We start from the raw sequence: 14433 nt of genomic DNA on the forward strand, positions 1-14433 counted from the left end.
TAGGCGTCCATGCCGGACACCGTGGCGCCAGCCACCGTTTGTTCTGAAGGCGCAAAGACCCGGCGTTCCTGAAGAACCGATTCAATCGCAGACATCGACAACCCCTTGGTGAAGATGAAACGTCAAACTCGTGGACACGCGTGAGCATCTTCAATGCCCGCGCGCGCCGTCTCCGTGCGCCGCCGCCCGCATGCGGGCGCGACGCTATTAGCTTGCGCTGCAAGCCGTCATTGTGGCATTGCAGCATGCATGGACGCCATGCGCTCTGCGCGTGCACCCATGCCGGCTAGATTAAGCGTAGCAACTTACCGGCCACTTACGCGCGCTGGTGGACCTAACCGCCGGCGGCGCGCGTTGGCACCCAGGTAAGCAGACATTTAGAATGCTAACTGAACTGCGTACCCGGATTCCAGCTTGAACCGCTATTCCTTTTTTCTCGTCGCCTCGATGCTGCTCGTGGGCAGCAACGTGGGCATCGGCAAGTCGATTGTCGCCTTCATCCCCGTTCCGCTTTTCGCGCTGCTGCGCTTCGTGATCACCCTCGCGGTGCTCGGCCCGCTGTTGCGCCGCACGAAGATGCAGCGCGTGAAGCGCGGCGAATGGCTCAATCTGTTCCTCCAGGCGCTGTTTGGGACATTCGGGTTTACGCTGCTCATGCTGGGCGGCGTGCATCGCACGAGCGCGGTCGCGGCCGGCGTCATCACGAGCACGATTCCCGCCGTGATCGCCCTCTTCTCGTGGCTCTTCCTGCGCGAGCGCCCCGACGCGCGGGCGCTCACCTCCATCGCGCTCGCCATCACGGGCATTGCGGTCATCAACCTCGCGCATGTGGGTGCAAGCGGCGACGCGGGCGCGAGTTCGTTCACCGGCAACCTGATGGTGCTCGGCGCGGTGGGTTGCGAGTCGCTCTATGTGATCCTGTCGCGCCGCCTCACGCAAACGCTGGCGCCGCTCGACATCTGCGCCTACACGCATCTGTTCGGCTTTTTGCTGATGCTGCCCGTCGGGCTGCCCGCCGCACTGTCGTTCGATTTTGCGAGCGTGCCCGCGGGCGTCTGGTGGCTCGCGCTCTGGTACGGGCTTTCGGCGAGCGTGTTCTCGTTCTGCCTCTGGATGATGGGCATCCGCCATGTGCCCGGCAGCATCGCGGGCGTGTTCACGGCCGTGCTGCCGGTGGCCGCCGCCGTCTACGGCATCGCCTTCCTCGACGAGCGCCCCACGCCCGCGCACGGCATCGCGCTCGCCTGCGTGGTGGCCGGCATCGCGCTCGCGAGCCTCAAGACCCGGCGCGTGCCGCCGGTGGCGTCGTGACGGTTTTGTAATCTGTCTGAAAGTATCGGGCGCGGGCGGCGCTGCCGGAATCCGGGCGGGCCCTTGCGCCGACGCTGTACAATAGCGCCCGCCCGGCCCCTTGCGAGCGCCATCTGGCCCCGCCTGAACGGCCCCGCCCGTATTCGCTACCGTGATTGCCCATGTCCGCCGCACGTCCCCAGCATTCCGCCGCCGCTCCCGGTAAAGCCCGTCGCCGCATGCGTCCGCTGCCCAGCGTCATCTTCATGAGCCGCTGGCTACAGGTGCCGCTCTATCTGGGCCTGATCGTCGCGCAAGCGGTGTACTGCCTGCTGTTCCTCAAGGAAGTGTGGCACCTCGTGAGCCACGCCACCACGCTCGACGAAACCAGCATCATGCTGGCCGTGCTCGGCCTGATCGACGTGGTGATGATCTCGAACCTGCTCATCATGGTGATCGTGGGCGGCTACGAGACCTTCGTCTCGCGCATGAACCTGGAAGGCCACCCCGACGAGCCCGAGTGGCTCGACCACGTGAACGCCGGCGTGCTCAAGGTGAAGCTCGCCATGGCGCTCATCAGCATTTCGTCGATCCACCTGCTCAAGACCTTCATCAATCCCGATGCCGCCTCGACGCATACGGTGATGTGGCAGGTGATCATCCACGTGGCGTTCCTCGTCTCCGCGCTCGTGATGGCGTGGATCGACCGCATCACCACGCACACGCACCCCGAACACTATCAGGACCTCGCCGCGCGCCATCCGGTGCCAGGCGGGCATGCCGCAGCCCCTCGCGCGGTTCCCGAGCACGCCGAATCGGACTGAACGGCGCGCGCGGCCCCACGATTCAATACGACTCAAAATTCAAAACACCCGTCCCCACAGAAGCTAGCCATGACCGTCATCAAACAGGAAGACCTCATCCAAAGCATTGCGGATTCGCTGCAATACATCAGCTACTACCATCCGCAGGACTATATCGAGGCACTCGGCCGCGCGTACGAGCTCGAAGAGAGCCCGGCCGCGAAGGACGCCATTGCGCAGATCCTCACGAACAGCCGCATGTGCGCCGAAGGGAAGCGCCCGATCTGCCAGGACACCGGCATCGTCACGATCTTCGTGAAGGTCGGCATGGATGTGCGTTGGGACGGTGCGACGATGGGCGTCACCGACATGATCAACGAAGGCGTGCGCCGCGGTTACCTGAACCCGGACAACGTGCTGCGCGCGTCGATCGTGAACCCGCCCGAAGGCGGCCGCAAGAACACGAAGGACAACACGCCGGCCGTGATCCACTACGAGATCGTGCCGGGCGACAAGGTCGACGTTCAGGTTGCGGCCAAGGGCGGCGGCTCGGAAAACAAGTCGAAGTTCGTCATGCTCAACCCGTCCGACTCGATCGTCGACTGGGTGCTCAAGACCGTGCCGACGATGGGCGCAGGCTGGTGCCCGCCGGGCATGCTCGGCATCGGCATCGGCGGCACCGCTGAAAAGGCGATGCTGATGGCGAAGGAATCGCTGATGGAATCCATCGACATCCAGGACATCATCAAGCGCGGCCCGAAGGACTGGATCGAAGAGCTGCGCGTCGAATTGCACGAGAAGGTCAACGCGCTCGGCATCGGCGCGCAGGGCCTGGGCGGTCTCGCCACCGTGCTCGACGTGAAGATCATGGCCACGGCCACGCACGCGGCTTCGAAACCCGTCGCGATGATCCCGAACTGCGCCGCCACGCGCCACGCGCACTTCGTGCTCGACGGTTCGGGCCCGGCCAAGCTCGAAGCGCCTTCGCTCGACGCATGGCCGAAGGTCAACTGGGAACCGAACACGGAAACCAGCAAGCGCGTCGATCTGAACACGCTCACGCCGGAAGAAGTCGCTTCGTGGAAGCCGGGCCAGACGCTCCTGCTCTCGGGCAAGATGCTCACGGGCCGCGACGCCGCGCACAAGCGCATCGCCGACATGCTCGCCAAGGGCGAGAAGCTGCCGGTGGACTTCAAGAACCGCGTGATCTACTACGTCGGCCCGGTCGATCCGGTGCGCGACGAAGTGGTCGGCCCGGCAGGCCCCACCACCGCTACGCGTATGGACAAGTTCACGGAGCTGATGCTCTCGCAAACGGGTCTCATCTCGATGGTCGGCAAGGCCGAGCGCGGCCCCGTGGCGATCGAGGCGATCAAGAAGCACAAGGCCGCTTACCTGATGGCCGTGGGCGGCGCGGCTTACCTCGTTTCGAAGGCGATCCGCGGCTCGAAGGTCCTCGCATTCGAAGACCTCGGCATGGAAGCCATCTACGAGTTCGACGTGCAGGACATGCCGGTGACGGTCGCGGTCGATTCGTCGGGCACCTCGGTCCACAAGACCGGCCCCGCCGAATGGCAGGCAAAGATCGGCAAGATTCCAGTCGCAACGGTTTGATGCATGCTTAATGCCTGTTAAAAACCGGGGCCACGCGCCCCGGTTTTTTATTGCGTCACGCAAATCGTACTGAGACTAATTCTCAGCACCCAGTTAATCGCCAATAAATGCCTCAATTCCACCCGTATTAGCCCTTGGCTTTTGCGTATTGAGCGTTTATTGTTGGAAACCAGTCTCCGCCACACCAAGAAAGGAAAGATCATGCAAGGCGACAAGAAAGTCATCGAATATCTGAACGCGCAGCTCAAGAACGAGCTCACGGCTATCAATCAGTATTTCCTGCATGCCCGCATGTACAAGCATTGGGGCCTCGAAAAACTCGGCAAGCACGAATATGACGAATCGATCGGCGAAATGAAGCACGCCGACTGGCTGATCGAACGCATTTTCATGCTCGACGGTCTGCCGAACCTGCAAGACCTGCACAAGCTGCTGATTGGCGAAGAGACCAAGGAAATTCTCGAGTGCGATCTGAAGCTCGAGCAGATTTCGCAGTCCACCTGCAAGGAAGCCATTGTCTATTGCGAATCGGTGCGTGATTTCATTTCGCGTGAAATCTTCGTGAAAATTCTCGACGACACCGAAGAGCACATCGACTGGCTCGAAACGCAGCTCGACCTCATCGACAAGGTCGGCATCCAGAATTACCAGCAATCGGCAATGGGTTCGGTAGAATCCTGATCGCACGCCCCTCGCGTGTCGCGCACCCGTCCGCCTTGCGGGTGCGCTTCAACACTCCAGCGCCCAGCCTCTTGAACCTTCCGGCCTCTTCCAGCGCCGCGCCTGTCGGCATCTTCGACTCCGGTCTCGGCGGTCTCTCGGTGCTGCGCGCCGTGCGCGCGCTGTTGCCCGCCGAGCGGCTCGTGTATGTCGCCGACTCGCGCTACGCGCCCTATGGCCAGCGCGACGACGACTTCATTGCCGACCGCACGCTGGCGATCTGCGAATGGCTCGTCGCGCAAGGGGCCAAGGCGCTGGTGGTGGCCTGTAACACGGCCACGGCGCAATCCATCGCGCTCGTGCGCGAGCGGCTCTCCATCCCGCTCGTGGGGGTGGAGCCGGGCATCAAACCGGCGGCGCTCGCTTCGAAGTCGCGCGTGGCCGGCGTACTCGCCACCCAGGTGACGCTGCGCAGCGCGCGCTTCCAGGCGCTCGTGGAGCGTCACGCGGCCGACCTGCGCGTGCTGTGCCAGCCGGGCCATGGCCTCGTCGAGGCCGTGGAGCGCTGCGATATCAGTTCAGCCGAGTTGCTCGCGCTGCTGCGCGCGTACGTCGAGCCCATGCTCGACGCCGGCGCGGACACACTGGTGCTCGGCTGCACGCACTACCCGTTTCTGGACGCCGCGATCCGCTCGATCGTCGGCGAACGCATGACGCTCATCGACACCAGCGTCGCCATCGCGCGGCAGCTCGAGCGCGTGCTCGATCAGCACGGCCTGCGCGCAAGCGGCGGGGATGCCGGTGCGCACGCCGATGCGATCCGCTTCTGCTCGACTAGCGACGGCGCACACTTGCGCGAACTGGCCGCCGCCCTGCTCGGCCTCGACGCGGCAGTCGAACGCGTGGCGATTCCGTCACGGCGCACGATCGAACTCGAAGCCAACGCGGCCTGAGCCCTCGGCTCCACGGCCCGCTGACGTTTCAACCCCGTTTTCTCATCCACGGCCTGCCCGAGCGCGTCCCCGCAGCGCGCTCTCAAACGATCGCAGGCGGCCTCCAGCGCCCGCCCCATGGCCTCAAGCCTGGGCGCCGCGGCAAGCGCTTGTCTGCCCGCCAACCACGTCTCCGGCATCCGGCCCCGGCATCGCCGGCATCTGACCTAAAGCAAAACCCCTGCTAAGCATCCGGTTTTGTTACAAAAATTCCGTCTGGCCGCTTGCCAAACCCATCAAACATAATGATAATAATTCGCATTAACTCTCTCTATTGCGGTCCATCATGATTGTCTGCGTTTGCAAGTCTGTCTCCGATCGGACGATCCGTGCCTCCATCGCGGAAGGTATGGATTCCTTCGACGAGTTGCAATTCGAGCTCGGCGTCGCGACCTGCTGCGGCAAGTGCGAAGAATCCGTTCGCGACGTGATGGCGCAAAGCGGCGTATGCGCGAGCCGCTGCGGGGTGCCGCACGCCCCCGCCGTGGTCCCGCATGTCGTGCCGCTCACGTTTTACGAGCGCAAGGCAGCCTGATGTCATGGCGCGCATCCTGCCACCGATGCGCGCCCGTACCGTCCGCCCGCACAGCCGGGCGCGCCGGACACCTAACCGCCGCCGACAGCAAGCCCGTCTCGCGACCAGCCAGCTACCGCTCGTGAACCTCAAAGGAGGTCGCTATGGAATTGCTGATCGGTTTCGTCACGACGTTGTGTATATCGCTGTTGATCTTTCGCAAATAAAGCTGCCCGACACGTTGCGCAGGACTCGCTGGATCGTCCGCGCGCCGTCGTCCGCATGGCAGCCACGCTAAACATGCAGGCTTTCCAAACCACCGCTGGCACGCTGCCGTCTCCCGCCGTTCGCGTCAATCGCCGTGTCGTCACCGCGAGCGCCATCGTGCTCGCGCTGCACGCCGCGCTCATCGCCGTCGTGCTGATGAAGCGCGAACCCGTGACGCCCGTTGCGCTACAGTCGCAGACCATTACGGCCGAACTGCTCAAGCCCGATCCCGTGGCCGCACCGGCCGCGATCCAGTCCACGCCCACGCCGCCTCCGCCCAAGCCCGTCCCGCACGTGACGCGCGAAAAGCCGAAGGTTCAGCCCAAGCCCAAGCCGACTCCGCTGCCCGTCGCCGAAGCGCCCTCGCAGCACGCGATCGAATCGGCGGCGCCCGCCACGCCCGCGCCGCCGGCTCCCACGCCGCCCGCGCCCGCGCAGACGGCCGCCGCAGCCACCGACGCGAAGCCGACCATGGCGCTCTCGGCACCGAAGAACGTTTCGCACCTCGATTGCCGCATCGTGCAGCCCGACTATCCGACGCTTTCGCGCCGCCGTGGCGAGACCGGCACGGCCTTCGTGCATTTCGTCGTGGGCCTCACGGGCAAGATCGAGAACATCGAGCTGAAGAAGTCGAGCGGCTACAGCCGCCTCGACGACGCCGCAGTCGACGCCATGCGCCAAAGCTCGTGCAAGCCGTACCTGGAAAACGGCGAAGCCGTGCGCGCGGCCTACACGCAACCATTCGACTTCAGCCTGCACGATTGACCGGCTGAAGCCACACGCCTTCATGAATTGAATAAAGAGGATTGAGAATGCAGAACTACGGTATCGCCCACGTCTGGGCGCAAGGGGATTTCGTGACACGCGGCATCGCGCTCGCGTTGTTGATCATGTCGGTGCTGTCGTGGTGCGTGATCGTCGTGAAGGGCTGGAACGTGGCGCGCCTGAAGCGCCTCACGAAGAACGCCGAGCAGCAGTTCTGGCACTCGGACGATCTCGCCGACGGCGTGAAGAAGCTCGGCAGCGGCACGCGCGAAGACAACCCGTTCCTCGCGCTCGCCCTCTCGGGCCAGGAAGCCGCCGATCACCATCATCAGACGCAACCGCATCTGCACGACCGCATGGACGTGTCTGACTGGGTCACGCGCTGCCTGAAAGACACGATGGACGATTCCGTCGCGAAGATGCAAAGCGGCCTCGCCATACTCGCCTCGATCGGCAGCACGGCGCCGTTCGTCGGCCTGTTCGGCACGGTGTGGGGCATCTATCACGCACTGCTTACGATCGGCGCAACCGGTCAGACCTCGATCGACGCCGTGGCCGGTCCCGTGGGCGAAGCGCTCATCATGACCGCGTTCGGCCTCTTCGTCGCGATTCCCGCGGTGCTCGGCTACAACGCCCTCACCCGCGCCAACAAGGCGATCGTCACGAAGCTCAACCGCTTCGCGCACGGCCTGCACGCCTTCTTCGTGACGGGCGCCCGTCTCACCTCGACCTCGCGCAGCGGCGCGAAGGACGGCAGCACCGGCAACCTGCGTGTCGCCGCGCGCAGCCACTAAAGAGCGGAGGCAAGCAACATGGCGATGAGCCCCTTTGCCAGCGACGACGACGATGGCCTGATGAACGAAATCAACATGACGCCGCTCGTCGACGTCATGTTGGTTCTCCTGATCGTTTTCATGGTGACGATTCCCGTGATCCGTCACGCCGTGAAAATCGACCTGCCGCACGCGAGCAGCCAGAAGGAAGATGCGAAGCCCGCGCAGATCAACGTATCGATCGAAGCGGACGGCACCGTGCTGTGGGATGGCGACAAGGTCGACGACGCGGCGCTGAACCAGAAGATCGCCGCCGCGGCGCAAACCACGCCGCAGCCGGAACTGCACCTGAACGCGGACCGCAAGGTGCAGTACGAACGCGTGGCCCAGGTGATGTCGGCGGCCCAGAGCGGCGGCCTCACGAAGCTCGGCTTCGTCACCGATCCCGCGCATCACTGAATACCGCCAGCCCAAAACGGCGGCACAAAGTAAAAGGCCTTCATCGTCAGATGAAGGCCTTTTTTCGTGCGCACGCGGCGCATTCGGGCGGTGGCGGCGACTCCCCGACAATCGATCGGTTCACGCCGGCACATGCGACTGCCGTGGGCAACACGGACTGCGCTTTCGGCCCTGAAGGCTCACTATGATAGCGGCCATCAATCCCCACTCAAGACCGGTGCTTGGCGAGGAGGACTTCAATATATTCCTCTCGCCGCTGGCCTTCAAGCGTTGAGCCATTGAATGTAGCGATGGCCGGCAGCGCTTGAATGCCTAAAAACAAATGGCGTTTGAGCCGAAGCTGAACGGCACGCGCAACAGCGGTGCTTCAGGGCAAAGCTTCATACAAGCGCACGCGCGTGCATGTTCGCAAAGCTTCACGCCGTTTCGATCTTGCTTGCGGACTTCGTGCGCAGCAACCCGGCCCGTGCACCCTGAACATTCGGTGTACTTGTTGTTGTGCTTGATGTCGTGCCCGTGGCCGCGCCCTGCCCGCCCGCGTGCGCCGCGAGCGCGGCGATCTCGCTCCTCAGCGGGCATTCCTGCTGCAAGCTCTTGTCGGCGTCGAGCACTTCCACGAGGTAATCGACGAAGGCCCGCACGGCGGGAACCATGCCCTGGCGCGAGAGAAACACCGCATAAAGCTGCGGCACGGGCAGCGTCCAGCCCGGCATCACCGGCGAAAGCTTGCCCGATCGCAGCGCGGCGCCGTACATCATCTCCGGCATGGCCGCGATGCCGAGGCCCGCGAGCGCCGCCTCGCGGATCGTCGTGAGGTCCGCGGTGATGAGGCGCGGCTCGTGCTCGTGCGCGTGGCGCGTGCCATCGGGCGCGATCAGCTGGAACACATGGCGGCCGTCGCTCGTGGGCGTGTCGAGCGTTTCGAAGCGCGTGAGGTCGTCGGGCGTGAGCGGCGGCGCATTCTGCGCAAGCAGGCTCGGCGCGCCCACCAGCATCTGCTCGGTGCGCCACAGCGGGCGCACCACGATATTGGCGTTCTCCGGCGGCTCCGAGCGCACGCGCAGCGCGATGTCCACGGAATCTTCGAACAGGTCGATCACGCGGTTCGTCACGCGCATCACCACCCGCACTTCAGGGTAGCGATGCATGAATTCCGGAATGATCTGCGAAAAGATCGTCTGCGACAGCGTGACGGGCACGCTCACGCGCACCGTGCCGCGCGGCGACGAACGCAGCGACTGAACGACGTTCACCGCCGCCTGCGCCTCGGCGAGCATCGCGCGGCAATGCTGGTAGAAGAGTTCGCCCGCCTCGGTGAGCGCGAGCTTGCGCGTGGAGCGCTGCAACAGGCGCACGCCGAGCGAGGCCTCGAGTTCGCTCACCCGCCGCGACAGACGTGACTTCGAGATGCCGAGCACACGTTCGGCGGCCGAGAATCCGCCATGCTCGATCACCTGCGAGAAGTACATCAGGTCGTTGAGGTTATGCGAATCGATTTTCATGTCGTCGTTCCAGCGATGGGACAATCCATTGCGATGAGGCCGTAAAACAGCCCGAATTGGGTACCTATAATAGCTGTTTGTTTCGCATATAACGCAATTCCCACAATTCGAGGTGATATCCATGACCACGACCCGTACGATCGAACGCGTTTATCCCGCGGTTCGCACCACCGAGGGTGGCGGATTCATCGTTCATCGGCCGTTCCCCACCCGCACGCTGATGGACTTCGATCCGTTCCTGCTGCTCGACGAAATGGGCCCGACCGACTACGCGCCGGGCGAAGCCAAGGGCGCGCCCGACCACCCGCATCGCGGCTTCGAAACCGTCACGTACATGCTCGCGGGCCGCTTCGGCCACAAGGATTCGGCGGGCCATTCGGGCACGCTGCGCCCCGGTGACGTGCAGTGGATGACGGCGGGTGCGGGCGTGATCCACAGTGAAATGCCCGACCCCGAATTCACGCGCACGGGCGGCCGGATGCACGGCCTGCAACTGTGGGTGAACCTGCCCGCGCGCGACAAGATGATCGCGCCGCGTTACCAGGAACTGCCCACGGAGCAGATTCCGGTGGGCCGCTCGAAGGACGGCAAGGTCACGGTGAAGGTGATTGCGGGCGAGGCGCTCGGCGCGAAGGCCGCGATCGAAACGCGCACGCCCATCCTCTACCAGCACTTCACGATCGCGCCCGGCGCGAGCGTGCAGCAGCCGGTGCCGGCCGAGTATCGCGTGTTCGCCTACGGCCTTTCGGGCACGGGGCTCTACGGTCCGCAAGCGCAGGCGGTCGAGGCGCAGCAGATGGTGACCTTCGCGCGCGACGGCGACACGGTCACGCTCGCCGCCCCCGCCGACGCGAGCGCACCGCTCGAAGTCCTGCTGATCGGCGGCGTGCCGCTGAACGAGCCGGTCGTGCGCTACGGCCCGTTCGTGATGAACACGGAGCCGGAGATCCGCCAGGCCGTGCTCGACTATCAGGCCGGTCGCATGGGGCGCATCGCACACTAGACGAGCACCGGGCGCACGAAGCGCACGCCACGCGCACACCCAGACGCACACCAGGCGCGCGCGGCCACGGCCGTCGCGCCGCCTCATCACCACAGGCTTGCCCGCTTTCCGTCACAATAAGGTTTCCGGGGCGCGCGCCGGCCGGCGCGCGCCCGTCCCCTTTAACCGTCCCTCCCGCGAGGAGCGCATGGCCGAACCCGCAGTCACCGCACACATTGGCTCGACGAACTACCAGGTCCAGTTCGACGACGGCACACACACCTGGATCGCCGACGAACCCGCCTCACTCGGCGGCGGCGATCGCGGACCGTCGCCCTTCTCGCTGCTGCTCTCGAGCCTCGGCGCCTGCACCTCCATCACGCTGAAGATGTACGCACAGCGCAAGGAGTGGCCGCTCGAAGGCGTACGCGTGAAGCTCTCGATGGAAACCGGCAACGAAGGCACGACGATCGATCGCCAGATCGCGCTCGAAGGCGCGCTCACCGAAGAGCAGCGCGAGCGCCTGCTCCAGATCGCCAACGCCTGCCCGGTCCACAAGGTCCTCACCAACACGATCACGATACGCTCGGGTCTCGTCGTCGCTTGAGCGCCGGCACAAGGACATAGACACAGGAAGGCGCCGCCTTGAATTTCGAACACCTCATCCAGATCAACGACCCGCTGAACCCGCTGGTGGTTGCCATGACGCGCGACCAGCTCTGGGAAGGACTCGTGCTGCGCGCCGAACAGCCGCAACTCTTCGTGATCGGTCTCGATAGCTGCACGATCCTCTCGCGCACCGACAGCACGCTGGAGCGCGAACTGCATTACGGCCACGCCACGGTGCGCGACCGCGTCACGCTCACGGCCAACGAGAGCGTGCGCTACGACATCCTGGCGACGGCCGACTACGTGGGCGGCTCGCTCACGATGACGATCGAGCAACCCGACGCGCTACAGCTCTTTCTGCGCTTCGAGTACCGCACGACGCTGCCGACCGCCGACAGCGAGGACGACCGGCAGACCTCCGAGATCGTGAAGTCGGCGTATCGCGAGTCGGACATCGACACCGTGCGTCTGATCCGTCAGTTCGTGCAAGGCAACGGCGACCTGCCGAACGCCGTGCATTGACCGACGCCATGCAGCGGCCCTCGCGCTCGCGGGGCGCCGCTGTGCCTGTCCGCCTCCCCCTCTGGCTATCGCTAGTAAATTTCGATAAATTTCGGACAGTTGAAAATAGGAACGATTATCATTTAGAATAACTCCATCGAATCGAGACAAAGACGTCACGTTCATGACCGACTTCAACCGCTCCACCACTCTTAGCGTCCGCCGCACCGGCGGCTCGGCATTGACCAGCGCACGGCCGAAACCCGCAGCGACACATGCGCAGCCGCAATCGCAGCCGCGCAAGAGCGCGGATACGGCAAGCGGCGCGGCGGGCGGCGAGCGAACGCTGGAAAGCGCGGCGCTGCTTCAGGGCCGCAGCCATGTGAGCATCAAGCACAACGGCGAGACGTATCAGTTGCGGGCCACGCGGCTCGGCAAGCTGATCCTGACGAAGTAAGTCTCGGGCAGGACAGAAGCAGGATTCGAACAGGTTTTAACCGGGTATTGTGGGGACCGCCTCCACCGAGAGGCGTTGGGCATTAGCCAGCAACGACGGCTTGCACGCGAGATCTAGACCCCTTCGTGCAGACATCCTTCAAGCTTTAAGCCAGCCGTCGCAGCAAGCCACGCCATTTTTTTGTTCTCATACCTGATCGGGGCGGCGCGCGAAGCGTGAGCCGCCCGAGGCAAAAGCCGCGGCATCTGTCCGCGGCTTTTGTTTTTTGCGCCACCGCCAGGCGTGGCGTAGCGGCCGCGCTTACCCCGCCCCGAGCACCGCGATGCCCTCGCGCGCAACGGCCGCATCCTGATCGGACTTCACGCCCGATACCCCGATCGCGCCGATCACGTCGCCGTCCACGATCACGGGCACGCCGCCTTCGAGCATGCCGGTGAGCGGCGCGCTGAGAAACGCCGTGCGGCCCTGCTTGATGACGTCTTCGTAGACCTTGCTTTCGCGGCGGCCGAGCGCCGCGGTGCGCGCCTTCGCCATGGCGATCTCGGCGGTGATGGGCGCGGCGCCGTCGAGCCGGCGCAGATAGAGCAGATGCCCGCCCTCGTCGACGATGGCGATCGTCACGTTCCACTGGTTGGCGCGTGCGTGCGCCACGGCCGCATCGGCCATCTTCACGACGTCTTCGTCAGTCAGAACTGCGCGGGTTCGCATAACGGTTTCTCCTTGTGCTGGCGGGCCGCGCCGGGACCAGCCCGGCGCCAAAGCCACATGACGATGCAAGGAGAGTAGCGCAGAACGCGCCGGAAGACGGTGCGGAAAATGCGCCCGAAACTCAGCGCGTCCAACCCCAGAACATCAGCCACCATGCGCTGTCCACCACGGCGAGCGCCACGGCGAAGCCCGCGAGCGCGAGCGCGCGCTGCCACAGGCGCGTGCTGTAGCGCCCCGTCACGCGCCAGGCGAGCCACGCGCTCCAGGCGTTGGTGATGACGAGGATCGCGATGCGCACCTCCGTCGCCCAGTCGAGCGGCACGTGCTCGGCGCGCAACAGCGAGAGCGTCGTGGCCGAGAGGCCGAGGAACACGCCCGCGCCCGCGAGCGGAATCAGCGACTGCGCGAAGTGATGCAGGCGGCGCATCTGGAAACGGCCGAACACGGCGGTCGAAGCGGCGAGAATCGCGAAGAGCGCCGTGCCGTACACGAGCCCCGTCGCGACGATATAGCCGACGATCATCGTGCCGTCGAGCCACGAGAACACGTCGTTCTGCTCGGGATAATGCGTGAGCAGGAACCACGGCGCGTTGGTGTCGAGCGGCCAGGTGATGTCGCGGTCGATGAGCCAGCCCGCGAGCCACTGCTTGATGCCGATGAACCACGGCGAGCCGGTCCAGTGGAACGCGCCGATCGCCACGCCCAGCAGGCCGTAGAGAATCAGTGCGGTGTCCCAGGCACTCGCCTGGCTGTCGCCGAGCTCGACCACCTCTTCCGAGGGCGAGCGCCACGACAGCGAGATGGCGTCGCGGTGCCCGCTGCAACGGCCGCACATGTGGCACTGCGCGGCGCCCTTCATGTTGCGCAGCGGCACGAGCGGCGCGCAGTTCACGGGAATCACGCGGTGGCCGCCGTGTTCGCCGTGCTGATAGGAATTGCGCCAGGCGTCTTCGTCGACCTTGTAGCGAAACGGCGCGAGACGCGCCAGAAGCGCAAAAACCCCGTTCACGGGGCAGAGATACTTGCACCAGACGCGCTTCTCGCGCCCGTACAGAAAGCCGATGACCATCGCGCCGAGGGTCGAGCCGCCCAGCACCAGCAGCACCGCCTTGGGGTACTGGTAGACGCTCACCATCTGTCCGTAGATCGTGGTGAGCCCGAAGGCCACGAAGGGCCAGCCGCCCCAGCGCATCCAGCGCGGAATCGCCCAGCCGCGCCCGAACTTGCTCGCGAACTCGGTGAGCGCGCCTTCGGGGCACAACACGCCGCACCACACGCGCCCGAGCATCACCATCGAAAGCAGCACGAACGGCCACCAGATGCCCCAGAACACGAACTGCGCGGCAAGCGTGAGGTTGTTCCACAGGTGCGCCGTGTCGCCGGGCAGCGGCATGACCGCCGGCACGAGAATCAGGAAGGCATAAACGGCGACCACGACCCACTGCACGGCGCGGATCGCCGCGCCGTGACGTTGCATCCATTGGCCCGCCTGGGCGAGCTTGCCAGGGCGCCCCGCTCCCTGCATCGGGCGCTGGGA

General features: G+C 64.9%; 16 protein-coding genes. 13 read left to right on the forward strand and 3 right to left on the reverse strand.

Features of this window, described 5'->3' with window-relative positions; all coding sequences use genetic code 11:
- Positions 1-414 precede the first annotated feature (414 nt).
- The 9 genes from C7402_RS13765 to C7402_RS13805 all read left to right on the forward strand — a co-directional run bounded on the left by C7402_RS13765 (position 415) and on the right by C7402_RS13805 (position 8137).
- The gene (locus tag C7402_RS13765) at positions 415-1311 is read left to right on the forward strand and encodes a DMT family transporter (RefSeq protein WP_116611073.1); all 897 of its coding nucleotides are present in this window, start codon (positions 415-417) and stop codon (positions 1309-1311) included.
- Between the two features lie 161 nt (positions 1312-1472).
- Positions 1473-2114: a TIGR00645 family protein gene (locus tag C7402_RS13770; RefSeq protein WP_112171138.1), complete on the forward strand. Its 642-nt coding sequence runs from the start codon at positions 1473-1475 to the stop codon at positions 2112-2114.
- Positions 2115-2183: 69 nt separating this feature from the next.
- Positions 2184-3707, forward strand: a complete 1524-nt coding sequence (locus C7402_RS13775; RefSeq protein ID WP_116611074.1) for a fumarate hydratase — start codon at positions 2184-2186, stop codon at positions 3705-3707.
- A 201-nt stretch (positions 3708-3908) separates the two neighbouring features.
- Positions 3909-4388, forward strand: a complete 480-nt coding sequence (bfr, locus tag C7402_RS13780; protein ID WP_112171140.1) for a bacterioferritin — start codon at positions 3909-3911, stop codon at positions 4386-4388.
- A gap of 71 nt (positions 4389-4459) precedes the next feature.
- The gene (gene murI / locus C7402_RS13785; protein ID WP_244314844.1) at positions 4460-5320 is read left to right on the forward strand and encodes a glutamate racemase; all 861 of its coding nucleotides are present in this window, start codon (positions 4460-4462) and stop codon (positions 5318-5320) included.
- 325 nt (positions 5321-5645) lie between these two features.
- On the forward strand, positions 5646-5894 hold the full coding sequence (locus C7402_RS13790; protein WP_112171141.1) for a (2Fe-2S)-binding protein: 249 nt from the start codon (positions 5646-5648) through the stop codon (positions 5892-5894).
- A 279-nt stretch (positions 5895-6173) separates the two neighbouring features.
- Positions 6174-6905 carry an energy transducer TonB gene (locus C7402_RS13795; protein ID WP_112171142.1) on the forward strand — a complete coding sequence of 244 codons (732 nt, stop codon included), beginning with the start codon at positions 6174-6176 and terminating at the stop codon, positions 6903-6905.
- A gap of 47 nt (positions 6906-6952) precedes the next feature.
- Entirely contained in the window at positions 6953-7699 is a 747-nt protein-coding gene (locus C7402_RS13800; protein WP_112171143.1) for a MotA/TolQ/ExbB proton channel family protein, read from the forward strand.
- Positions 7700-7717: 18 nt separating this feature from the next.
- Positions 7718-8137 (forward strand): ExbD/TolR family protein, encoded by a 420-nt coding sequence (locus C7402_RS13805; RefSeq protein WP_112171144.1) that lies wholly within the window; start codon positions 7718-7720, stop codon positions 8135-8137.
- A 416-nt stretch (positions 8138-8553) separates the two neighbouring features.
- Here C7402_RS13805 and C7402_RS13810 read toward each other — a convergent pair whose 3' ends face one another.
- Positions 8554-9639 carry a LysR family transcriptional regulator gene (locus tag C7402_RS13810; protein ID WP_224042433.1) on the reverse strand — a complete coding sequence of 362 codons (1086 nt, stop codon included), beginning with the start codon at positions 9637-9639 and terminating at the stop codon, positions 8554-8556.
- 121 nt (positions 9640-9760) lie between these two features.
- On the opposite strand from C7402_RS13810, the gene C7402_RS13815 reads away from it, so the two are divergent.
- From C7402_RS13815 to hemP, 4 genes are all read left to right on the forward strand, one after another.
- The gene (locus C7402_RS13815; RefSeq protein ID WP_116611075.1) at positions 9761-10642 is read left to right on the forward strand and encodes a pirin family protein; all 882 of its coding nucleotides are present in this window, start codon (positions 9761-9763) and stop codon (positions 10640-10642) included.
- Between the two features lie 187 nt (positions 10643-10829).
- Positions 10830-11228 carry an OsmC family protein gene (locus C7402_RS13820; protein ID WP_112171146.1) on the forward strand — a complete coding sequence of 133 codons (399 nt, stop codon included), beginning with the start codon at positions 10830-10832 and terminating at the stop codon, positions 11226-11228.
- Positions 11229-11266: 38 nt separating this feature from the next.
- Entirely contained in the window at positions 11267-11752 is a 486-nt protein-coding gene (locus tag C7402_RS13825; RefSeq protein WP_116611076.1) for an SRPBCC family protein, read from the forward strand.
- 163 nt (positions 11753-11915) lie between these two features.
- Positions 11916-12188 carry a hemin uptake protein HemP gene (gene hemP, locus C7402_RS13830; RefSeq protein ID WP_112171148.1) on the forward strand — a complete coding sequence of 91 codons (273 nt, stop codon included), beginning with the start codon at positions 11916-11918 and terminating at the stop codon, positions 12186-12188.
- Between the two features lie 300 nt (positions 12189-12488).
- On the opposite strand, the gene C7402_RS13835 is transcribed toward hemP, so the two are convergent.
- Positions 12489-12896 carry a GlcG/HbpS family heme-binding protein gene (locus C7402_RS13835; RefSeq protein ID WP_116611077.1) on the reverse strand — a complete coding sequence of 136 codons (408 nt, stop codon included), beginning with the start codon at positions 12894-12896 and terminating at the stop codon, positions 12489-12491.
- Between the two features lie 121 nt (positions 12897-13017).
- A complete protein-coding gene (locus C7402_RS13840; RefSeq protein ID WP_116611078.1) occupies positions 13018-14421 on the reverse strand; it encodes a 4Fe-4S binding protein in 1404 nt (467 codons plus the stop codon).
- Positions 14422-14433 lie beyond the last annotated feature (12 nt).

Origin of the sequence: Paraburkholderia unamae (genome assembly GCF_003096875.1) — a bacterium.
In the GTDB taxonomy this organism is placed as follows: Bacteria; Pseudomonadota; Gammaproteobacteria; order Burkholderiales; family Burkholderiaceae; genus Paraburkholderia; species Paraburkholderia unamae.